The following is a 21,212-nucleotide window of genomic DNA, read 5'->3' as shown; positions in this document are numbered from 1 at the left end:
ATTTTTAGATATTTTACCTTCCTTTATAAACAAAGCCGAATATTTCATTCGGCTTTGAGTGTGTTAATTAAATTTTTTAGTAAACGTGGATACATTCCTTGATGCGTTCAAACGAACTGAGCTATTTGCTCTTGCTTCACCGACTTAGATGAGTTATTCGCCGCATTTTTAGGCTTTAAATCATGCTGGATAGCGTGTTGAAACGCGTTTATCACATCCTGTTCAATTCGTTGAATTTCAGTCTGACGTTCACCTCGAAGTGCAATAAACATTTTTGCAAATTGAATTTGAATATATTCAGTGACTTGTTCAGTTGATAATCCTTCAACCTGCACCGCATATACCATACCTAGCACAATGCCTTGTTCTAAATGGCATGTATTTAGTTCGTATTGCAAATTGGTTTTAAGTGAGCCCAACACTCGTTCATTAACTGAAAGTTTACGTAATGGATCACGTGCGACACGTGCAGATGGATCTTTATAGGCATGTTCACAAGAGTCTATAAAACTTTGAGTCAAGCGGCTAAGATCTTGGGCATGATGTGCGATGGACTGTGTCAACCCTGATTGCACTTCAGTTAATAATACTTTCATGAATTGCTTGACTTGTGGATCAGCCAACGCGACACCGATTGTTTGATGTCCTGAACTTACAGCCTTCCAGGCCAACATGGCATGCACACCATTCCATAACCGATTTTTGATTAATTGAATTTCATCAATATCATCGACCAAAATCATTTGGCGCATTTTTTCCAGCAATGGACTGTTATTTTCCACATAAATAGGCATGTCTGATTCAGCATTGAATAGAATTAAATCCATGCTTTGCAAAATATGGCTTGGATGAAAATTACGACGCATATCCTCTACATACAAAGTCGCTTGACGTTCTTGTTCAGGATTGAGCCGAGTCGCATCTTCAATTTCAATTTGATCATCTGCTTCAACTTCATCTAATTGAAACTGTTTAAAAATATTGTATTTAATACGCAGTTGACGATAAAGATTCTGATCAGTCAGTTTCGAAACCATGCGGTTTACCACCGTGTCACAGAAATAGTGATGCCGCATAATTTGGTCTGCAACATCTTGACCTGCCAAATCTTCTAAAGCTTGGCTGAGATGCTGTATTAATAACTGTTTTGCGCCGACTTTATTTAAAATAATCAGTAAGGTGAGCGGCTCAATCGCTTTTTCATCGTGAGCAATATGTCGCGCATATAACCCCTGTGCAATGGTTTTAGCTTCTTCAGCAATGGCTTTTTCAGGTAAACAAATCGCAACTAGACTCGATTGCGTGTACATATCCTGCATTTGCTGAATATTTTCAGCATCAATAACCTCCATATTTTCTATACGTTCATCATAAGACAGTTGTCCGTAGCGAATGCAATAGGTACCAAAAGCATTTACCGCAGAGCGATACAGTGGATTACGTGTAGAAGCATAGATTTTTTTGGGGCGAGTATAGCCATCCCAATGCGATAAAATTTGCGCTAAATAGCCACCACCAATCGCACCAAAACCATGAATTCCAACAGTTAACTGATTTAGTGTCTGTGGAAACGCTTCTTGAACCTTTGGCATTTCTAAATGTGCAGTAAATGGATCAAGCTCTAATAGGCAGTCATACATACACTCATAATAATAATGTGCCTTGGATAGCATATTTTCATTCGGTGTTTTGATGTCTTTAAACAACATGGTAATGCCGCCAGCATCATAGGCTGAAGTGACACCATTTTCAGAGTCTTCAAACATTAAACACTCTGAGGTTTTTAAGTTAAGTTTTTGCGCCGCCCGCATAAAAATTTCTGGATGTGGTTTGCCCTGCTCAACTTCGTCCCCACAAACCAAGACATCAAAGAATTTATAAACATTGGCATTAATTAAATATTCTTCTGCAATAGCTCGACGACTTGAAGTTGCCACAGCCATACGTAAACCAGACTTACGTAATCGTTCAAGTACTTGTACCAAACCTTTTTTAATGGGCACACCGTACTTACGTACACTTTCTAACTCCAACTCATCTGCACGTTTACGAATTTCAGCATAGGGAATGTTTTCATCATATTCTTCTTGAGCCAGTCGATGCGCACTTTGTGCACTTAAACCGAGACAGTTGATTAAATATGATTCAGAAAACTCCACACCAGTCAATTCTAGAGATGCCTGTTTCAAGGTTTGAAACCGTAAACGCTCAGTATCAAACATTGTTCCATCCATATCAAAAATTGCACCCAGTACAAGATCATTATTGAATTTAAGCATTTAAACTCCGTTATTGTTTTAATGCTAAAAGCATAAAGGAGTATTTTTACAATCCATTCATTTGAGATTTAATGAAACAATTTAGGTTATTTTTTAATCAATTATTAAGCAATCTCATGACTATTTGTAACCTTAGACATCTCACAAGTAACATTGTGTAAGCAAAATACTGTAGGGTCATTTGCGATTTATCTAAGCCAAACCATATTTTCTCTATGTAACGATTAAATCATTTCCTCATTACTCGATACCGTATGCTCAACTTTCATTTTGCTAAATAAGATAAAAAATATCATTAAAGCTAGCATCACGAATAATAAGAAATAATAGGGAAATGCCCGATGCCATTGATATAAGCCTGTACTGATTATGGGTCCAATCACAAAACTTAAAGCTTGTGTTGCAGTGCACCAACTCGCGACTTTGGTTTGTAAGTGATTTGGAGCTGATTGTGCGGCTCCTGTGCTAAAGGCAGGAATTAAACATGCGACTGAAATTCCATACAACACATAGGTTGCTTGGAAGATGCTTAGATTAGCAGTAAAAGATGAGATGCTTAGCGCCAAAACCATATTCGTCAGCCCTACCCAAAGCAAGCGATAGACTGACCATCTTAAATACTTTGCAAGCAGAGTCTGCATAAGTACTAACGAAATTCCAACAATCAACGAACATTCTGCAAAATGCACTGCACCTTGTGCTGCATTCATATCAAAACGATCTTGAATATAAAAGCCAGCAGTCAAATTGACAGTAACAATGGCAAGGTACAAGCTAAAGCCTAGTATCAACCATGCATAGCATTGTTTAATACCAAAATTGGATGCAGTTTTAGATACAGACTCATTATTAATAATTTCTGACTTTTGAAAAGTTAAAGTTTGCGGTTCAAAAGCTATAATAACGATGCCTGAAATCAGACTTAATATAATAATTGCACCCCATAGCGGCGTCATCATACCACCAAGACCTAATAATAAGGTCGTCAGTAATGGTCCTACAATGACACCGACACTGTTTAATGCGCCGAATTTAGCCATAGCCTGCGAACGTTGTTGTTCGTTGTTATTGGTCGTCATGACATAACTTTGTAAGGCAATTTGTGGCATCGCCATAAATACACCAGTTGCTGCACGCGCAAACATGAGCAAACTAAACAAGACCACTAGACTTACTTGAGCACTTAATCCGTAATTCAATACCACAGCAAAAAGCCCCCAAGTGATCGCCATACCCACCAATCCAATGCTGAGTAATTGATAAATTGAAAATTTGTTTTGCTTTTTAGAAATGTATAACGCAGAAATTGCCATCAGTAATGCACCAATAGACACCATTGCACCACCTTGTAATTCGGATAGTTTGAGCTCTCGAATTAAAGGTGCGAGCAAAGGAAGTATCATAGAAAAACTTGCACCATTGGCTAAACTAGCGGCAATAAACAGCTTGTTATTACGATCCATTATTTTTGTTATCCATTTTTAGTGGCTACGTTATAACCAATCGATGTGGCTTAAGCCACCCCTATTTTGTAAGCTGGCTTAGCTCTTATTTTTTGAATAATTTAAACGTGGCGGCATTGTATTACAGAACACAATTCATTTTTTGATAAGCCCAGTTGTCATCGGCTACTCGTAATATACTGGCAAATAAAACAGCCTTTACGCTTCTAAATAAAGGCTCATTTAATTTATTTCTTCAAACAGTGATGTTTAAGATATTTAGGCCTATGACTTAAGCATCTAAAACATCGGCAAATTCCGCGCCTAACACCTTGGCTAAATCTTGTGGTTTTAAACCAATATCCAGGCCACGTTTACCACCACTGACATAAATTTTATCGAGCTGTGCTGCCGAAGCATCAATGACTGTTTTTAAACGCTTTTTCTGACCAACAGGACTAATCCCACCCACCAGATATCCAGTTAAACGCTCTGCATCTTTAGGATCAGCCATTTTTAATTTTTTGCAGCCAAACGCTGAAGCGACCTTTTTCAAGTTTAGTTGATATTCAACCGGTAAAACGGCGACAAAATAATTTTTATCATCGGTAACCATTAAGGTTTTAAACACAACATCAACACTTAAGCCAAGTTTTTCAGCTGCTTCTAAGCCAAAACTTTTGGCATCTGGATCGTGTTCATATTCATGAATTGTAAATTCTATTTTGTTGGATTTTAAAAGTTTAGTTGCAGGAGTCATTACTTTTTCGTTTTTCCATTACTACTCTACGGCTTTATTTATTATATGCCTTTCAGCAATCAAAATTCGACACCAATACATTTCCTACGACCTTAAGACTGATGTTGACAATCTTTAACATTGATTTGCTTGTAAGCAAAACCAACTAGCGTATAAAATTCATGCAAAACATAATGCTACAACAATAATATGCCTTCGATTTATCAACTTAAACCCGCCTTTCAAAATTTACTTCGGCCCTTAGTTAAATCTCTTTACACAATAGGTATTAGCGCAAATCAAATCACTTTGCTTGCTATGTTTATTTCTTTAGCTGTTGCAAGTTTCATTTATATTTATTTTTCTAAACATGGCATCGGGCTTTTATTGTTGATCTTTCCCCTTTGGATGCTCATTCGGATGGCTTTTAATGCAATTGATGGCATGTTGGCTCGTGAATTTAATCAGCAATCTAAACTTGGTGCTTTTTACAATGAACTATGCGATGTCATCTCTGACACTGCTTTATATTTCAGTTTGATTTGTTTTGCATTTATTCAAGCAGAACTACTGCTACTTGCCTGTTTTCTTTCGATATTGTCTGAATATACAGGGGTCATGGCACCCCTCATTGGAGCAGAACGCCGTTATGATGGCCCAATGGGGAAAAGTGATCGTGCCTTGGCCTTTAGCCTAATTTGCATTGTTATAGCAGCATATTCAATGTTTGATTTTGGTCTGAGCTTGCTGTCTCAGATCTGTAATGGCATTTTAATCATCATTATTTTGTTACTTGCAGTGACCATTTTTAACCGTATTAAAAACAGTATCCATATACCTGAATAAATCATTTTAACCACGCACTTTTGAGCTGCGATTTTTAGCTTTAATTTTTTAAAACCAAGAAATTTGAATTTTATAAGAGAATTAACCATGTATAACAACACACAACATACGTTTATTAGCCACGACGGCACTGCTCTTTTTTATCAGCATTGGGAAAACGCAGAACCAAAACGTAATCGTAAGAAAAAAGCCGTGATTTTGTTTCACCGTGGGCATGAGCATTCAGGACGAATGGCACATTTGGTTGAAGAACTGGGTTTAAACGAGTTTGATTTTTTTGCCTGGGATGCCCGTGGTCATGGTCAATCTCCGGGTGAACGAGGAGATGCACCGAGTTTTTCTGCATGTGTACACGATATCCAATATTTCGTCCAACATTTACATGCGGAGTACAACATCCAGCCAGAAAACATTGCCATAGTTGCTCAGAGTGTCGGTGCGGTTCTAGCTGCAACATGGGTACATGACTATGCACCTAAAATTCGTGCGCTGTGTTTAGCCTCACCTGCCTTTGATATTAAATTATATGTGCCCTTTGCAAAACCAGGTCTAAATTTACTCAGTAAAGTACGCGGTAACTTTTTTATTAACAGTTATGTCAAAGCAAAAATGCTCACGCACGATCAAGAGCGTGCAAAAAGTTATGACACCGACCCTCAAATTGCCCGCGCCATTTCAGTCAGAATGTTACTTGGTCTGTATGCAGCGTCAGAACGGATTGTTCAAGATGCACAACATATTTTTGTGCCAACGCAAATTCTTTGTTCAGGCTCAGACTTCGTGGTTCAGCAAAAACCTCAACGTGAATTTTATGCAAAACTGCCACATCCATTAAAAGAGTTTCATGTGTTGGATGGCTTTTACCACGATACTTTAGGCGAAAAGCAACGTCAGATTGCAACTGATAAAATTCGACGTTTTATTCTGCAATGCTTTGCACAAAACTATGCAGCACCGAATGTCTTAAATGCCGATAAAATTGGCTCAAGTTGCGCCGTTGCCGAAACTTTGAGTTCTACACTTCCTAAAAACTCGCTTAAACACGCCTTTTGGAATCTAACCAAGCAAAATCTAAAAATTGGCAGCATGTTTTCCAGTGGCTTAAAAATTGGGGAAGATACAGGCTATGACTCTGGCAGTACACTCGACTTTGTTTATCGCAACCGGACTGAGAGTTCCAATCCCATTGGCAAGTTGATTGATCGCCAATATTTAAATGCCATTGGCTGGCGTGGTATTCGTGTACGTAAGCAAAATATTGAAGCCATGCTGAAAAAATATGCCAATCAGATCATTCAAAATCAGCAAGCTGTCAGAATTATGGACATTGCTGCGGGTCATGGTCGCTATATATTGGATGCCGTTCAACAGCTTCCGCAGCAACCTGACTCCATTTTGCTGCGCGATTACAGCAACCTAAATGTAGAAGCGGGACAGAAAATGATTGAGCAACGTGGTCTAACTGATCTTGCCCAATTTGTCCAAGCCGACGCTTTTGATACTGCTTCACTTGCCAGTGTAGAACCCAAACCTACCCTTGCCGTGGTATCAGGACTTTATGAATTATTTAGTGATAACGATCTACTACGCAAATCCTTAACAGGTCTTAGCCAAGCGATCGAATCACAAGGCTACTTGATCTATACAGGACAAATTTGGCATCCACAACAAGAGTTCATTGCTCGTGCGTTGACCTCACATCGCGAAGGAGATGCTTGGGTGATGCGTCTTCGTTCTCAAGCAGAAATGGATGCCTTAGTCGAACAAGCTGGATTTAAAAAAATCGATCAAGTTATTGATGAATTTGGTATTTTCACCGTTTCAGTCGCTCAAAAAATCTAAATGGGTGAACAGCATGCTAGATTCAAACAAACAAGATGGCACATGGAAGCTCGGTCTACTCTGCCTAGCGGTGCTTGCGCCATTCTTTTTTCTTAGCTATGGCTTTGCAAATCAATACACATCTGGACTGTCTCAAGTCCCATCCATCGTTTTTGCTTGGGAGAAATACATCCCGCTTTGGCCATGGAGTATCGTGCCTTATTGGTCGATTGATTTATTTTATGGCTTATCTTTACTGCTGTGTTGGAATCGTTTTGAGTTAAAACAGCATGTACTTAGGCTATTTACTGCACAGATTATTTCTATTACCTGCTTTTTGCTGTTCCCGCTCAAATTTAGTTTTGAACGTCCGGAACTCAGCGGATTTTTTGGATTGTGGTTTGATGTATTGATGGGCTTCGATAAACCGTTCAATCAAGCCCCGTCTTTACACATTGTTCTGTTGGTGATTTTGTGGGAGTTTTACCGTCGTCATAGCCAAGGAAAATTAAAATTTCTCGTCGATGCTTGGGCATTTTTAATTGGTCTATCCGTGCTGACCACTTGGCAGCATCATTTTATTGATATCCCAACAGGCATTCTCGTAGGTGCACTGTGTTTATGGTTATTTCCTCTACAAGTTCAATCACCTTTGGCAAAAAATCTAACTAGCCGCCTAACGCTTAAACATCTGAAAATTGGTGGCTTATATCTACTCGGTGCATTTTTTTTAGCCGCGCTTGCCAATGCTAAAGGCGCTTGGCTTTGGTTACTTTATCCGGCATCGAGTCTATTGATGGTCGCATTGGCTTACTTTTTCAATCGACCGCATTTATTCCAGAAGCAAAGTAATGGACAAATGACCATTGCAGCTTGGCTACTTTACGCGCCTTATTTTCTATTTGCGTGGCTCAATAGCCGTTTGTGGACAAGATCGCATCAAGAAGATTCAAAAATTATCCATTTTCAACAGCATGATCTATATTTAGGTCGTATTCCAAATCAACAACACCTTCAATACTATCAAGCCTGCTTGGATTGCTGCGCTGAAATGCCTATTGCACGGAAGCAAGATGACCAAAATTATAAACAGATTCTCAGCCTAGATTTAATTCCTTTGCAAGCGACACAGCTCAAGCAAGCAGTAATTGTTTTAGATGAATTAATTGGACTTGATATAACAATTGATAAATCGACTCACAATGCCGAAGTTTTGGTATTTTGCGCACTGGGCTATTCTAGAAGTAGCGCTGTCCTCACTGCATTTTTACTCAAGCATTATCCCGAACATTCTGTTGAAGATTGCATTAGAATCATTCGTCATGCACGTCCATGGGTAGTCTTAAATCAAGCTCAAATCAAGCAACTTGATATCTATCGCCTTAAACTTAAAGGTTTAGCACCATGACCATGCAAATGCGACTACTTGCCAAGCTGCTAAATTGCTCGAAGGGATTACTTTGCTCTGCATATCTAGCATTTATTTTCAGTCTCTTACTGCTTATTTGGCATCGCCAATCACTTATTTTAGATAGCTTATTTTGCTTGATCTGTTTGCTGCTGATCGCCCTACAACATTTTGTCAGTATTCGTGTTCAATTTGATGCGGATATCTTAGAGATGCTGAGTCAGCCATCTAACAGCACATCTCAAGATGTGCAACTTGAATCGCTAACTACTGAACTGGATCAGAGTCTGATTGCTCTAAATCTAATGCCGCCCGCCAAAGCCAATCGTACTTGGTCAGTTCGACTTCAAGCTTGCAAAGGTTTATTTAGGCTTCAAATTCTGCTCTTGGTCTTGCAATATTCCGTTTTTATTTGCATATTTTTGCTTTATCGATAGATAACTATAAAGAACATCATGCCAACATTACCCACGCCAGATTCCAATAACACGATTATTCGTCCCAATAAACGAGGGAATATTTTAAGCCGTTCATTGGCTCGGTTCATTGCCTATCTTACTCGTCGAGGTGCACGTCTGCTCACTGGCGCACGTAGCCTTTGGGTCGGCTGCAAACCTGTGATGAAACAGCGGATTTACTATGCTAACCATAACAGTCATATCGATTTCATCCTACTGTGGTCATCTTTGCCAACCGATTTAAGACGACAAACACGCCCGATTGCGGCATCAGACTATTGGTTAAAGGATGGTTTTCGACGCTTTTTGATTCAGGACACTTTTACCGGTGTGACCATTCAACGTAACCGAGTGAATAATCAAGACCCTTTACAGCCTGTAAAAGATGTTTTGGCAGAAGGTTATTCAATTATTTTCTTTCCTGAGGGCACGCGTAATCTAAATGATGATGTTGAACTATTAGAGTTTAAAAGCGGCTTATACCATTTAAAAACTCAGTTTCCTGATGTAGAGGTGGTTCCAGTCTGGATTTCAAACTTAAAACGCGTCATGCCCAAAGGTGCATTGGTTCCCTTGCCACTACTTTCCACGGTGATTTTTGGGCAGCCTTTAATCCATGATGAAAAGCAGAGTAAAGCAGACTTTTTACATTATGCCCAAGCTGAATTGCTGAAACTTAAAGCATTGGAGTACCAATAATGGATTTAAGTAATGCACAAATGACCTATTTATTGTTTGGTATCTTTGCCGCCATTTTGGTATTTGCATCAACGATCGGTTATATCCTGAAACTCCGAGCTGGCTACGCTCCGGCCCCTGTCATCGACAACTTAAATGCACGTATCAATGCATGGTGGGTCATGTTGTTGGTATTGGGTGCAGCCATCATGCTAGGAAAAATAGCCTTCGTGGTGTTATTTGCACTGATTTCGCTGTTCGCCCTACGTGAATTCATTAGCCTATTGCCAACACGCCGTGGCGACTATTTTCCTCTGCTGATTGCTTTTTATTTTGTTATTCCTTACCAATACTATTTGGTCTATATCGATTGGTACGGGCTGTATTCGATTTTTATCCCGTTGTACGTGTTTTTACTCATTCCAATTGCCACTTTAAAACAAGAAGATACCACGCGCTTTTTAGAGCGCAGCGCCAAAATACAGTGGGGACTGATGATCAGTGTGTTCTGTATCTCGCATGTGCCTGCACTGTTAAATTTAAAACTGCCCGGTTTCAGCGGTGAAAAAATTTGGTTGGCTATTTGGTTGATTATGGTAGTGCAAGCCTCCGATGTGCTGCAATATGTCTGCGGTAAGCTGTTTGGCAAACACAAAGTTGCACCCGTTCTTTCCCCATCTAAAACCATTGAAGGCTTACTTGGCGGGATTGTCTTAGCTACGGCGCTTGGCGTGGTAATGTCTTGGCTAACACCTTTTAATTATATACAGGCCACAATTATTGGTTTGATTGTCTGTATTTTTGGTTTCTTTGGTGGTTTGGTCATGTCTGCGATTAAGCGTGATCGCGGTGTGAAAGATTGGGGGCAATTAATTCAAGGTCATGGTGGTATGTTGGATCGAATTGATTCTATTTGCTTTTCTGCGCCAGTATTCTTCCATATTTTGCGTTATTGGTGGTCTTAGACTTTATTTAAAAACTTCATAATTTAGAAAGCTCCATACGAGTTAGACCAATTTCAAATTTCTAACTAAAAAAATCCCGAATGTATCGGGATTTCTTATGTGTGGAGCCTGATTTAATGATGAATCAAGCCCAAATTAAACATCACTTGAAGTAAATTTCTTTAAAATCGCTGCACGGCGTTTAGGAAAAATATTAGCTTTGTCCAAATCCCCTTCATAATGATCATAAACTCGTTTATCCATCATCTTAAACCATAGTGAGGGTACTAATGCCGGAATTAACATAGTTGCATAACCACTTGGCAATTCTGGCGCTTCATCAAAATGTCGTAGTGCCTGAAATGGTCGAGTTGGATAGGCATGATGATCAGAATGACGCTGCAATTGATACAAAAATAAATTCGTCACAATATTATTGTTGTTCCAACTGTGTTCAGGCATCGTACGCGCATAACTGCCATCAGCCTTTTGCTCACGCTTTAAACCATAATGTTCAATATAATTAATAATTTCAAACAGGCTCACCCCATAAAATGCTTGAGTGACTAAATATGGCGTGACCCGCACACCAAACACTTTTAGCATAGCGGCATGGAAACCAGCACTCATCGCCCAACCATGAAACAGCTCATTTTCTTTGGAAAAGAAGCTTAAACCTTTACGTTTTAATCTCTGCTTTTCAATTCGAATCGCTGACTTAATTCCGCCAAATACGGTACGTGGCCAAAACTCATAAAATGTTTCGCCCATTTTTGAAGATGCAGGATCTTCAGGTGTTGCAGCACGTTTATGATGACCGTATGGATGCTCAATCCGGAAATGGCTATAACCCAAAGGTGCTAGTGTCGCATGCGCCCAGTAATGATCTTTTTTATGCGGACGATGGCAGAGTTCATGCGCTGTATTTACCCCAACACCATTTATTGCCCCCATTGAAATACCAAGCAGCAATTGATCAATCAGTGATACATCCTTACGTGTCACTACAAAACCTGCGAAAGCGTTCGCAGCCATTTGTAGTGGAATAAAGAGTTTTACAATGCGGTCATAATACGGATCATTCACCAAGACTTTAATATCATCATCTGTTGGATTGTTAGCATCATCACCAATCAACGCATCTAAAGCGGGAATGATCACATGCAACAACAGTGGTCCCCCCATCGCAAACAGTTTTTTTGTCGATTTTGGACCAAAATGATAGCCGGCTAAAATCCCCATTCCAATAACAGGTAAGCCTGGACTGAGTAGCCAGCCATAGCGTTTTCTATCTAAAACACTGCCAATTTTCTTTTCCAATTGTGCAAGCTGCTGTTCATTTAATTTTACTGGTGCATTCATGCTCTTATCTTCCCTATTTACTTCTTCTGTGTTTATATTCAACAAATAAGGATTGCGATAACAGTTTTAAGCGTCCAAAAAAACTATGTGATCGTCTTTGGCATGTATGGATATATGCTGGCCTTAAAGCACATAAAGATGATGTTTTACTATAAAATTAAGATGAGTAAATATTTGAAATATGGATGCTTTAAGTAAAATTTTTGATGATATTCATTTACACCGTTCAGAATATATTTATCTAAAATCTAAACAAGCGTGGTCATTTCAGTTCCAAGATCATGGCGCAATGATTGCCTATGTAGTTATATCGGGTCAGTGCCTAGTACAACTTAACAACGAACAGATTCAACTTGAAGCTGGCGATTTATGCTTAATTCCATCTGGCCAAAATCATCAATGCCGATCTATTCATATTGATCCTTTAGTTGAGTCACTCAATATCACACCGCTCTTTCAAGAAAAGCGACATAAAACTGTAGATTTAAATCCGTCTGAATCAGACACAACTGAAGAATTGTTGATGCTTGCAATTCGGGGGCATGTCGACAGCATTATGGCGCGACCACTGTTTAATGCATTACCGAATGTTTTGCATATTCAACATATTATGAGCAGCACTGCACCAGAATGGCTGCAAATCGGCTTGCAGTTTTTAGCTGTCGAAGTGAATCAAATCCGCCCAGGCCGCGACAAAATTTTGGATCATTTAGTGAGTATCTTATTTATAGAATGTGTACGTGATTATATTGCGGCAATGCCAAACTCAAGTAACTGGTTACATGCACTCAGTCACCCTGAACTATCGAATGCACTGGCCGCCATTCATGAACAACCACAACAGCCATGGACGGTAGAAAGTCTGGCTGAACAATGCTGTATGTCGCGTTCAAAATTTGCGAGTTTATTTACACAGATAGTTGGTGAAACTCCATTGGCCTATTTGCAACAGCACCGTTTACGTCTGGCTGCACAACATTTAAAAATGGGCCAACTTACCATTCAGCAAATTGCCTATCGTGTTGGTTATTCATCTGAAACAGCTTTTAGCCAAACTTTTAAAAAGTTTTATGACCTCACACCAACACAATATCGACAGCAGTTTCAAGTACAAAAAATATCAGTGAATTAAAATTCCCACATCTAATGTAAAACGAAACAATAGGAACACATTCATTCAACTCAAACGCATTATTGATTTAATGTATTCAAGATAGATTGCACTGGATCTTCACTGTTACCTGCCAATAATTGCTTATGCATGGTCAAATGCTGCATCGACTGAATTTGCGCAGTTTCAATATTCATCAATTTTTCAATTTCAGACGCCAAATTTTCAGGTGTAGCATCATGCTGAATCAATTCTCTAATGACCTTTTTACCCGCAATAATATTGGGTAGAGAATAATAAGGAATTTTGATCAAAAATTTCACCACATGATACGTCAGCCAATTCAGCTTATAAAACGTTACCATTGGACGGTGTAATAACATGGCTTCTAATGTCGCTGTACCCGATGCCAAAGCAACAATATTCGATGCATTCATCACTTGACGACCAATTTTAGATTCGGTGTCAGTATTTTCCATTATGCGGACTTTCGTTTGTAAAGCTTCCGGATATTGCTGTAACAAAGCCTCGATTTGTTGCTTACGCGCATCATTAATGGCTGGAATTAAGAAGATATATTCAGGATGCTTTTTGCTAATGCTCTCTGCTGCAGACAAAACCAATGGCCCCAATCGCTCAATTTCACCACGACGACTGCCTGGTAACAATGCAATGTGCTTGGTCCTTTGATCCAAACCAAGTTCTTGCTGAGCCGCAGCTATTGGATTTTCTAAAGGGAGCTGGCTTGCCAATGGATGTCCGACAAATGCTGCCGGTACGTCCCATTTTTTATAAAATGCTTTTTCAAATGGAAATAGACACAGTACCAAATCAATACTGGCTTTGATTCCGTGCACACGGCCTTGACGCCATGCCCATACTGAAGGACTAACATATTGCACGGTTTTAATTGGTAGATTTTTTTGTTTCAGGCTTTTAGACAGTCTTAAATTAAAATCTGGTGCATCAATGCCGACAAATACATCGATAGGCTCTTTTGTCCAGGTTTCAACCAGACCATCACGTACCGCAAAAAGTTTTTTAATGTCTTTAAGTACTTCAACAATACCCATGACCGATAAAATATCCATCGGAAAATAACTTTTAAAGCCTTCAGCGATCATTTGTGGACCACCAATGCCTTCAAATTCGGCATCTATCCCCTGCTCACGAAAACTACGGATGAGTTTTGCACCCAATGTGTCACCGGAAACTTCTCCGACCACAATACCTATTTTGAGCTTCCGATTTTGCAAGTGCATGTCCTCTTAATTTTGCTGTATTTTACCATAGTGTTTTTATATTTAGTCTTGGCATTCGAATGCTTTTAAATTTGTTTAATGATTAAACCCATACAAATATTTTCTTATTCCAATTTTAAAGAAGGATTAAAATCAATTGATCAAACAGCAAATTTAAACTCAAAAAATAAATATTTACTTTTTTCATTTTTGTTATCTATTTTCTTCATTTTGACTTATGAATTACACAAAAATAAGAATATACAAACACTGAAGCAATAAAAAGATATTCATTGCAAACAATCTTTATCTATTTTTTTCACAAGTAAATCACTAATCGAGACAACGACTTATATGAATTAGTCATAACATATGCACGTTTTTTGATATTTGGCATATAACAATGGTTGGTCCTTTAGAGTTCATTCTGGCAGGTGTAGTAGTTGGTTTCTGCGTAGGCATTACCGGTGTTGGTGGTGGCTCTCTCATGACCCCAATATTAATTAGCCTATATAAAATTGAACCTCACATTGCAATTGGTACGGACTTACTTTATGCCGCAATTTCAAAATTTTGTGGTTCTTTAGTCCATGCCCGTAAAATGAACATTGTTTGGCCCATCGTCATCTGGCTAGCTGTCGGAAGTATTCCTGCATCATTTGCCACACACTGGGTACTTGAAAACTATTTAAGCCAATCTACGCACTATAAAACGGTCTTAACAATGGTGCTTGGCTTCATGCTGACCCTGACAGGGATCTCAATTATTTTCCGTGGTCATATTGAACAATTCTTTAATAAGTTCCGTAAAAAATCTGAATTCGACGACATGAGTTCTGACTTAGAACGCGTTAATCTACAAGCCAAAAATAAACGCGCTCTAATTATCATTATGGGTATCGTTCTAGGTGTATTTGTGACCTTATCATCTGTGGGTGCAGGTGCTTTCGGTATTATGGCATTGGTTTTAATGTTCCCTAATTTACCAATGATTCGAATTATTGGCTCAGACGTTGTACATGCTGTGCTCCTAACTTTAGTTGCAGGTTTAGGACATATGAGTTCAGGTAACGTCGATTTTCATTTATTAGGTTGGTTACTTTGTGGTTCTATTCCTGCCATTATCATTGGTACGCTCATTAGTTCACGTTTACCTGAAAAAGTTATCCGTAAAGTTTTAGGTATCACGCTATTTATGCTAGGTATGAATTTCATTATCAATCCAGTAAAAGCGAAACCTGTAGAAAAGCCAGTGGTTGCAACACTTGCTGCACCTGCAGCAATTAACACTCAGGTTTAAATTAACTCCCCGATTCATCACTTTTTTTTCAGAGACTTATTGATCTTTTTTATAACATTTGAGTGGTACATTCATGTTATATTCGGGTCACGAAACAACCTTTTGTATACTCAAACCAGTGACGGCAATGAATACTTTACAGTCTAATTCTACTTTCCAAAACGACATTGATGACGTGAATGTAAAAAGCATTCAGCCACTTGTTACTCCTGCAGAACTAAAAAAAGAGTTACCTCTGACTGAAACTGCCTATCAAACAGTCCTACAAGGCCGTGAAACTGTTCGTAATATTTTAGATGGTAATGACAAACGTCTATTTGTTGTCATTGGCCCATGCTCAATTCACGACACAGTCGCTGCGCATGATTATGCAGATCGCTTAAAAGCGTTAAGTGATAAAATTAAAGATTCAATTTATGTGGTGATGCGTGTTTATTTTGAAAAACCACGTACTACTGTCGGTTGGAAAGGTCTCATTAATGACCCTGATATGAACGACTCATTCAATATTGAAAAAGGTCTACGCATTGGTCGTAAACTCTTACTTGAGTTGAATGAAAAAGGTTTACCTTGTGCAACTGAAGCATTAGACCCGAACTCACCACAATACTACCAAGACCTGATTTCATGGTCTGCTATTGGCGCGCGAACAACTGAAAGTCAAACTCACCGTGAAATGTCTTCTGGTCTTTCATCACCTGTCGGTTTTAAAAACGGAACTGATGGTGGTTTAACTGTTGCAACAAATGCGATGCAATCGGTTAAACATGGCCACAGCTTCTTAGGTTTAAGCGATCAAGGACAAGTTTCTGTTATTCGTACAAGCGGGAACCCTTATGGTCACGTTGTACTTCGTGGCGGTAACGGTAAACCAAATTACGACGCAGGCTCTGTAGCTGAAGCGGAAGCTGCTCTTGCTAAAGCCAAAGTAAGTAGCAAAATTATGATTGATACTAGTCATGCGAACTCAAACAAAGACCCGTACCTACAACCCCTTGTGTTGAAAAACATTACTGAACAAATCCTTGACGGCAACAAGTCAATCGTGGGTATTATGGTCGAAAGTCACTTAAAAGGTGGTCGTCAGGATATTCCTGTCAACCTGTGTGACCTCGAATATGGTAAATCAGTGACTGATGGTTGTATCGATTGGGATACAACTGAAAAAGTCTTGTTAGAGATGCATGAAGCACTTAAAGATGTCTTGCCGACTCGCTAAGTGACTAAAACGCCATCTTAAAGATGGCGTTTTACTTTTAAGGGGAAATAAGTCTAATGAATGAAATCGAAAATACGTTAAGTCATATTGAAAACTTCCAATATATACATGAGCACTTATTGACCTCAGGACAACCATCGCCAACTGAACTGCAAACAATTAAAGAATATGGTGTTTCAACAGTCATCAATTTAGCGCTTACCGATGCATCGAATCACATCGACAATGAAGATCGTATTTGCTTGGATCTAGGGCTAAACTATATTCAAATTCCTATTTCTTGGGACACACCATCTGATGACCAATGTTTATTGGTACTAGACATGATTGATCATTTGGTTCAAGGCCAAACTGTGTGGCTACACTGTGCTAAAAACTTCCGTGTCAGCAGTTTAATGTATCTATATCGCCAATATTTTATGGATATAGACATGCCTACAGCACAAGAACACTTGCATCAAATTTGGGAACCAAATGAAACTTGGACAGGCTTAATTCATGCTGTCGCTGTACAGCTACAAGGCCGTAAAGCAACACAAGATTTACAACATGCCCTGATTCACCCTGATCATTTTGCGTGAGTGATCAAAACCGTCGCTGTTGATAAAATACCTTCTTGACGTCCAGTGAACCCTAGCTTTTCTGTTGTAGTCGCTTTCACACTGATTTGTGTAACATCAACTTGCAATACATCGGCAATACTTTGACGCATTTCTAAGTTATGTTTTGCAAGTTTTGGGCGTTCACACGCCACGGTGATATCTGCGTTATTCAACACATAACCACGATCTAAAATGAGTTGATAGACATGCTTGAGTAACACACGACTATCAGCACCTTTAAATTTTGCATCGGTGTCTGGAAAATGCTGTCCAATATCACCCAGTGCTAATGCGCCTAGCAAAGCATCACACAATGCGTGCAGTACAACATCACCATCTGAGTGAGCTTTTAAGCCATGTGTATGTGGGATCTGTACACCCGCTAAAGTAACGAAGTCACCTTTGTCAAAAGCATGTACATCCATTCCTTGACCAATACGAATTTGAGCAATCACGGCATAAATCCTTTAGAAAATAATAATTGAAATCTTGTATTCCCACTTTCTATTTCGCTATAGTGTGGGCAAGCGCAACATAGTGAAAGTATAAGCGATCATGCTGTTGAAAACTGATATAAATATCATCAAAAAATTCGGCTTAATTGTGTTATTTGGGCACTGTTTTACAGGTATGGCCCATGCGAACAGTATTGACTGCACACAACCGAAGCATGCATCACAGAAGCAATATTGCTCTAAGGCTTTAGACGAACCTCGCGAAAAGCTAGACAATTTATTTTTGACTGCACAACTTATTACTGATGCACCAGTACGTTTACTCATCGATACGCAAACACTGTGGTATAACCGTATTCAACAATGTAAAAACTTAGATTGTTTTAAGCAGCAGTTTGAGTTACGTCATGAAGATTTGAATATTTATACCTCAATGAATCAGAGCCTAACTCAGCATTTTCTAAAATTTGAAAATGGTCATTTTGCAGCTTCGCCTGTGCATCTAAAAGTTCATCAGTTGACTAAAGACCGAATCAAAATTGAAGGTATTGCCTACCGCAATCCTAACAATCGCGTAGAAACGCAAACGATTCCGTTTCTAGCCTACACAACACCAAATCAAAAAACTGAAATTACAGACAATGAAAATGACTGTAAGTACACCTTTAACTACAGCAAAGCACTGCTTTCTGTACAAACTACGCAAAAAGGTTGTGAGCGGTTTTCTGGGATTTATCGACTATACGATTAATTCTAAAAAATTAAAAAGCCTCAATAATTGAGGCTTTTTAATACATTGCCTTAAATTGGATGTGTACGTGCGACTTGTTGGCTAATCATCGCAGCCGTTGCAGCAGATAAAGTCCAACCTAAATGACCGTGGCCTGTATTATAAAAAATATGCTCTCGTTTGCCCGCATTCACGACTGGCATCATATTCGGCATCATTGGTCGAAGTCCTGCCCAAGGCACTACATGCTCAGTTGAAAGATTAAAATTGCGGTTAGACCAATCAATCAATGGTTGAATTCGATCAGCACGTATATCGCGATTGTAGCCATTAAACTCGGCTGTACCTGCGACACGTAAACGATTTTCTCCTAATCGTGAAGTTACAATCTTGGCACTTTCATCAAGTAAGCTCACCCAAGGTGCATTTGCCTGACTTTCTTCATCATTTAAGTTAATTGTAATTGAATATCCTTTAACTGGATAAACATTGACGCGATCTCCCAATTTATGGGCAAGTTCATAACTTCCAACACCACCACAGACCACGACTGCATCAGCTTTGAGTATTTCTGTTTCTTCTGAAGCTACCATGTTTTCGTTACTTGCTTTTAAGCGTAAATTTACACCATGATCATGATGTTCAAAATCAGTGACTTCAAAGCCCCATAAATAATTTACATCATAGCGTTCTGTGGCTTTAGCAAGCTGAGTGGTAAATTTATGAATATCTCCCGTTGCATCTCCGGGACAATAAAATCCAGCATAATATTCACCCGTCAAACTCGGTTCAATTTGTCTAATTTCAGCCAAAGTTACAGGATGACGCTCTAACCCTCCCTCACAGAGCATATTATTGACTTGAGTTGCAACTTCATAATCATGTTGATTATGAAAGAAATGTAAAATACCGCGCTTTTCGAGGTCAAATTGTAGTTTTTCATTTTCTGCAATTTCAAACAAACGTTGACGCGCCATCAAGGCTAAACGTACTGTTTCATGCGTATTGGCACGATAATCTTTAATATGCCCCATGAACTCAAAGAGCCATGAGTACTTATGCAAATTAAAACTTGGGTTGAGTAACAACGGTGCTGTTTTTTGCGACATCCACTTTATGCCTTTCAGCACAGTGGCTTTTTGGTTCCAGACTTCAGCATTACATGCTGAAAGTTGCCCGCCATTGGCAAATGATGTTTCCATTGCGGGATATAAATGTTTATCAACAACTGTGACTTTATATCCCAATAAACCTAATTCATAAGCGGTCGTAACCCCTGTAATACCCGCTCCAATGACAACAATATGACACATATAGGCTCCTTGGAAATTTTATTTCCTATGCTCGCCCCATCTGTCATTGATACCTGAGAGCTTCGGTGAGCCATGATGTGGCTAACCTTCCCCTTCGGTGAGTAAGTCGTGCTTACTTCTCTCCAGATTTTATGGATGATTACAGTCCTTTTGCCTGAGAGTTTCCTGGGGGAACTTGCTCCTTCGGCGAGCACATCTCGTGCTTCTCTCCTGCAACCACCTGTGGTTTGTTATTCAGCACATATTTGTATTTTGCCTTAACTAGATATGAGCAATTTTTATACCAAAGCTCAAGCCCTAATTTTCAAATTATTGTTAATTTTTATTTTTAAAGACGTTCTATATCGTTAATTTCAAGACTAAGCTATTGATTTTCATTATTAAGAATTAGAATATGATTGAGCAGTTTTTTTAAATTATTTTTGCCATGCCCAATTCAGCACTTTACGCACAATTCGCTTCAATCATCGCATCACATCCAATTGATGAGTTAACTCAAAGTGATTTGTTGTTAGTTGGACAAAGTGAAAAGATAAAAAGTTTTTATGCACCATTTGAAGCCATAAATACTCAGGCTAAAGTCGTGATCGTTGGAATTTGCCCAGGCCAGCAGCAATGGCGAAATGCACTTTTAGCGATGCAATCAGCCTTAGTACTAAATTTACCTGAAAAAGAAGCCTTAAATCTTGCAAAGAATAGCGGTGCATTTAGTGGAGCAATTCGCCACAACTTAACTCGATTGCTCGATCATATCGGTCTTAATGAAAGACTTGGAATTTCATCCACCTCAGAATTGTTTACAGATCATCAGGAAATGGTTCAGCTGTGTTCTGCATTACAGCAGTGCATACTCATTCATGCTAAGAATTATGCTGGATCAGCACCGTCCATGCTAAAAAATGACTTTTTAAAACAACATATTTATGACTATTTTATTCCAATGGTTCTACAACTTCCTAATGCCTTATATATTCCTTTAGGTAAAGGTGTTGATGAGGTACTCAATTATATATCTAACTTAGGCTATTTAAAGCAAGAACAAATCTTGAGTGGTTTACCCCATCCGTCAGGTGCCAATGCTGAACGTATTAAATATTTTTTAGGTGAGAAACCACGTCATCTACTTTCAACACAAACAAATGCTGATCAAATTGACATCAATAAAGAACAACTACTTCAAAGGCTTAGAGCAAATAAAGTTAAGCCTCATTGAATTTTATCCTTTGTTCATCCTCACTTTTACTAAATTTCATCAATAAAAAAG

19 protein-coding genes and 1 riboswitch are annotated in these 21,212 nt (G+C 38.9%); of the genes, 12 read left to right on the top strand and 7 right to left on the bottom strand.

Features of this window, described 5'->3' with window-relative positions:
• Positions 1–107: 107 nt before the first annotated feature.
• The 3 genes from mtlD to ybaK all read right to left on the bottom strand — a co-directional run bounded on the left by mtlD (position 108) and on the right by ybaK (position 4,481).
• Positions 108–2,279 carry a bifunctional mannitol-1-phosphate dehydrogenase/phosphatase gene (gene mtlD / locus A9J31_RS12475; RefSeq protein ID WP_067766420.1) on the bottom strand — a complete coding sequence of 724 codons (2,172 nt, stop codon included), beginning with the start codon at positions 2,277–2,279 and terminating at the stop codon, positions 108–110.
• 224 nt (positions 2,280–2,503) lie between these two features.
• Entirely contained in the window at positions 2,504–3,742 is a 1,239-nt protein-coding gene (locus A9J31_RS12470; protein ID WP_067766417.1) for an MFS transporter, read from the bottom strand.
• A 271-nt stretch (positions 3,743–4,013) separates the two neighbouring features.
• A complete protein-coding gene (gene ybaK / locus A9J31_RS12465; protein ID WP_067766414.1) occupies positions 4,014–4,481 on the bottom strand; it encodes a Cys-tRNA(Pro) deacylase in 468 nt (155 codons plus the stop codon).
• A gap of 189 nt (positions 4,482–4,670) precedes the next feature.
• Between ybaK and A9J31_RS12460 the strand changes: the two genes are divergently transcribed.
• The 6 genes from A9J31_RS12460 to A9J31_RS12435 all read left to right on the top strand — a co-directional run bounded on the left by A9J31_RS12460 (position 4,671) and on the right by A9J31_RS12435 (position 10,636).
• Positions 4,671–5,306, top strand: a complete 636-nt coding sequence (locus A9J31_RS12460) for a CDP-alcohol phosphatidyltransferase family protein (protein WP_067766410.1) — start codon at positions 4,671–4,673, stop codon at positions 5,304–5,306.
• 87 nt (positions 5,307–5,393) lie between these two features.
• Positions 5,394–7,148, top strand: coding sequence for a bifunctional alpha/beta hydrolase/class I SAM-dependent methyltransferase (locus A9J31_RS12455; RefSeq protein ID WP_067766407.1), 1,755 nt, complete (start codon positions 5,394–5,396; stop codon positions 7,146–7,148).
• A gap of 13 nt (positions 7,149–7,161) precedes the next feature.
• A complete protein-coding gene (locus A9J31_RS12450; protein ID WP_067766404.1) occupies positions 7,162–8,535 on the top strand; it encodes a phosphatase PAP2/dual specificity phosphatase family protein in 1,374 nt (457 codons plus the stop codon).
• The gene (locus A9J31_RS12445) at positions 8,532–8,972 is read left to right on the top strand and encodes a hypothetical protein (RefSeq protein ID WP_067766401.1); all 441 of its coding nucleotides are present in this window, start codon (positions 8,532–8,534) and stop codon (positions 8,970–8,972) included. The genes A9J31_RS12450 and A9J31_RS12445 overlap by 4 nt, the downstream gene beginning before the upstream one ends.
• An 18-nt stretch (positions 8,973–8,990) precedes the next feature.
• Positions 8,991–9,692, top strand: coding sequence for a lysophospholipid acyltransferase family protein (locus tag A9J31_RS12440; RefSeq protein WP_067766398.1), 702 nt, complete (start codon positions 8,991–8,993; stop codon positions 9,690–9,692).
• Positions 9,692–10,636, top strand: coding sequence for a phosphatidate cytidylyltransferase (locus A9J31_RS12435; protein WP_067766395.1), 945 nt, complete (start codon positions 9,692–9,694; stop codon positions 10,634–10,636). The genes A9J31_RS12440 and A9J31_RS12435 overlap by 1 nt, the downstream gene beginning before the upstream one ends.
• Before the next feature lie 135 nt (positions 10,637–10,771).
• On the opposite strand, the gene A9J31_RS12430 is transcribed toward A9J31_RS12435, so the two are convergent.
• Entirely contained in the window at positions 10,772–11,977 is a 1,206-nt protein-coding gene (locus tag A9J31_RS12430; RefSeq protein ID WP_067766392.1) for an alkane 1-monooxygenase, read from the bottom strand.
• Between the two features lie 181 nt (positions 11,978–12,158).
• Between A9J31_RS12430 and A9J31_RS12425 the strand changes: the two genes are divergently transcribed.
• The gene (locus tag A9J31_RS12425) at positions 12,159–13,109 is read left to right on the top strand and encodes an AraC family transcriptional regulator (RefSeq protein WP_067766389.1); all 951 of its coding nucleotides are present in this window, start codon (positions 12,159–12,161) and stop codon (positions 13,107–13,109) included.
• A 59-nt stretch (positions 13,110–13,168) separates the two neighbouring features.
• Here A9J31_RS12425 and lpxB read toward each other — a convergent pair whose 3' ends face one another.
• Positions 13,169–14,344 (bottom strand): lipid-A-disaccharide synthase, encoded by a 1,176-nt coding sequence (lpxB, locus tag A9J31_RS12420; protein WP_067766984.1) that lies wholly within the window; start codon positions 14,342–14,344, stop codon positions 13,169–13,171.
• A 388-nt stretch (positions 14,345–14,732) separates the two neighbouring features.
• Here lpxB and A9J31_RS12415 point away from each other — a divergent pair, with 388 nt between their 5' ends.
• From A9J31_RS12415 to A9J31_RS12405, 3 genes are all read left to right on the top strand, one after another.
• The gene (locus A9J31_RS12415; protein ID WP_067766386.1) at positions 14,733–15,629 is read left to right on the top strand and encodes a sulfite exporter TauE/SafE family protein; all 897 of its coding nucleotides are present in this window, start codon (positions 14,733–14,735) and stop codon (positions 15,627–15,629) included.
• 127 nt (positions 15,630–15,756) lie between these two features.
• Entirely contained in the window at positions 15,757–16,848 is a 1,092-nt protein-coding gene (locus A9J31_RS12410) for a 3-deoxy-7-phosphoheptulonate synthase (RefSeq protein ID WP_067766981.1), read from the top strand.
• Between the two features lie 56 nt (positions 16,849–16,904).
• The gene (locus A9J31_RS12405) at positions 16,905–17,429 is read left to right on the top strand and encodes a protein tyrosine phosphatase family protein (RefSeq protein ID WP_067766383.1); all 525 of its coding nucleotides are present in this window, start codon (positions 16,905–16,907) and stop codon (positions 17,427–17,429) included.
• Here A9J31_RS12405 and ispF read toward each other — a convergent pair.
• Positions 17,417–17,905: a 2-C-methyl-D-erythritol 2,4-cyclodiphosphate synthase gene (ispF, locus tag A9J31_RS12400; protein WP_067766380.1), complete on the bottom strand. Its 489-nt coding sequence runs from the start codon at positions 17,903–17,905 to the stop codon at positions 17,417–17,419. The genes A9J31_RS12405 and ispF overlap by 13 nt on opposite strands.
• 100 nt (positions 17,906–18,005) lie before the next feature.
• Here ispF and A9J31_RS12395 point away from each other — a divergent pair, with 100 nt between their 5' ends.
• On the top strand, positions 18,006–18,656 hold the full coding sequence (locus A9J31_RS12395) for an A1S_1983 family putative colistin resistance protein (RefSeq protein WP_067766377.1): 651 nt from the start codon (positions 18,006–18,008) through the stop codon (positions 18,654–18,656).
• A gap of 50 nt (positions 18,657–18,706) precedes the next feature.
• On the opposite strand, the gene A9J31_RS12390 is transcribed toward A9J31_RS12395, so the two are convergent.
• Complete coding sequence (locus tag A9J31_RS12390) at positions 18,707–19,948, bottom strand: D-amino acid dehydrogenase (protein ID WP_067766371.1); 1,242 nt, start codon at positions 19,946–19,948, stop codon at positions 18,707–18,709.
• Between the two features lie 132 nt (positions 19,949–20,080).
• Positions 20,081–20,171, bottom strand: a riboswitch (glycine riboswitch).
• Positions 20,172–20,375: 204 nt separating this feature from the next.
• Here A9J31_RS12390 and A9J31_RS12385 point away from each other — a divergent pair.
• The gene (locus A9J31_RS12385; protein WP_067766368.1) at positions 20,376–21,161 is read left to right on the top strand and encodes a hypothetical protein; all 786 of its coding nucleotides are present in this window, start codon (positions 20,376–20,378) and stop codon (positions 21,159–21,161) included.
• Positions 21,162–21,212 lie beyond the last annotated feature (51 nt).

This window comes from Acinetobacter gandensis (genome assembly GCF_001678755.1).
GTDB classification, from domain to species: Bacteria; Pseudomonadota; Gammaproteobacteria; order Pseudomonadales; family Moraxellaceae; genus Acinetobacter; species Acinetobacter gandensis.
Note: the sequence above shows the minus strand (reverse complement) of the source record. Positions and strands in the feature narration are given on the sequence as shown.

What these genes read in the sequence shown, in the direction of transcription:
- mtlD (WP_067766420.1), bottom strand. Translation starts at nt 2,279, where the DNA reads ATGCTTAAATTCAATAATGATCTTGTACTGGGTGCAATTTTTGATATG.
- A9J31_RS12470 (WP_067766417.1), bottom strand. Translation starts at nt 3,742, where the DNA reads ATGGATCGTAATAACAAGCTGTTTATTGCCGCTAGTTTAGCCAATGGT.
- ybaK (WP_067766414.1), bottom strand. Translation starts at nt 4,481, where the DNA reads ATGACTCCTGCAACTAAACTTTTAAAATCCAACAAAATAGAATTTACA.
- A9J31_RS12460 (WP_067766410.1), top strand. Translation starts at nt 4,671, where the DNA reads ATGCCTTCGATTTATCAACTTAAACCCGCCTTTCAAAATTTACTTCGG.
- A9J31_RS12455 (WP_067766407.1), top strand. Translation starts at nt 5,394, where the DNA reads ATGTATAACAACACACAACATACGTTTATTAGCCACGACGGCACTGCT.
- A9J31_RS12450 (WP_067766404.1), top strand. Translation starts at nt 7,162, where the DNA reads ATGCTAGATTCAAACAAACAAGATGGCACATGGAAGCTCGGTCTACTC.
- A9J31_RS12445 (WP_067766401.1), top strand. Translation starts at nt 8,532, where the DNA reads ATGACCATGCAAATGCGACTACTTGCCAAGCTGCTAAATTGCTCGAAG.
- A9J31_RS12440 (WP_067766398.1), top strand. Translation starts at nt 8,991, where the DNA reads ATGCCAACATTACCCACGCCAGATTCCAATAACACGATTATTCGTCCC.
- A9J31_RS12435 (WP_067766395.1), top strand. Translation starts at nt 9,692, where the DNA reads ATGGATTTAAGTAATGCACAAATGACCTATTTATTGTTTGGTATCTTT.
- A9J31_RS12430 (WP_067766392.1), bottom strand. Translation starts at nt 11,977, where the DNA reads ATGAATGCACCAGTAAAATTAAATGAACAGCAGCTTGCACAATTGGAA.
- A9J31_RS12425 (WP_067766389.1), top strand. Translation starts at nt 12,159, where the DNA reads ATGGATGCTTTAAGTAAAATTTTTGATGATATTCATTTACACCGTTCA.
- A9J31_RS12415 (WP_067766386.1), top strand. Translation starts at nt 14,733, where the DNA reads ATGGTTGGTCCTTTAGAGTTCATTCTGGCAGGTGTAGTAGTTGGTTTC.
- A9J31_RS12410 (WP_067766981.1), top strand. Translation starts at nt 15,757, where the DNA reads ATGAATACTTTACAGTCTAATTCTACTTTCCAAAACGACATTGATGAC.
- A9J31_RS12405 (WP_067766383.1), top strand. Translation starts at nt 16,905, where the DNA reads ATGAATGAAATCGAAAATACGTTAAGTCATATTGAAAACTTCCAATAT.
- A9J31_RS12395 (WP_067766377.1), top strand. Translation starts at nt 18,006, where the DNA reads ATGCTGTTGAAAACTGATATAAATATCATCAAAAAATTCGGCTTAATT.
- A9J31_RS12390 (WP_067766371.1), bottom strand. Translation starts at nt 19,948, where the DNA reads ATGTGTCATATTGTTGTCATTGGAGCGGGTATTACAGGGGTTACGACC.
- A9J31_RS12385 (WP_067766368.1), top strand. Translation starts at nt 20,376, where the DNA reads ATGCCCAATTCAGCACTTTACGCACAATTCGCTTCAATCATCGCATCA.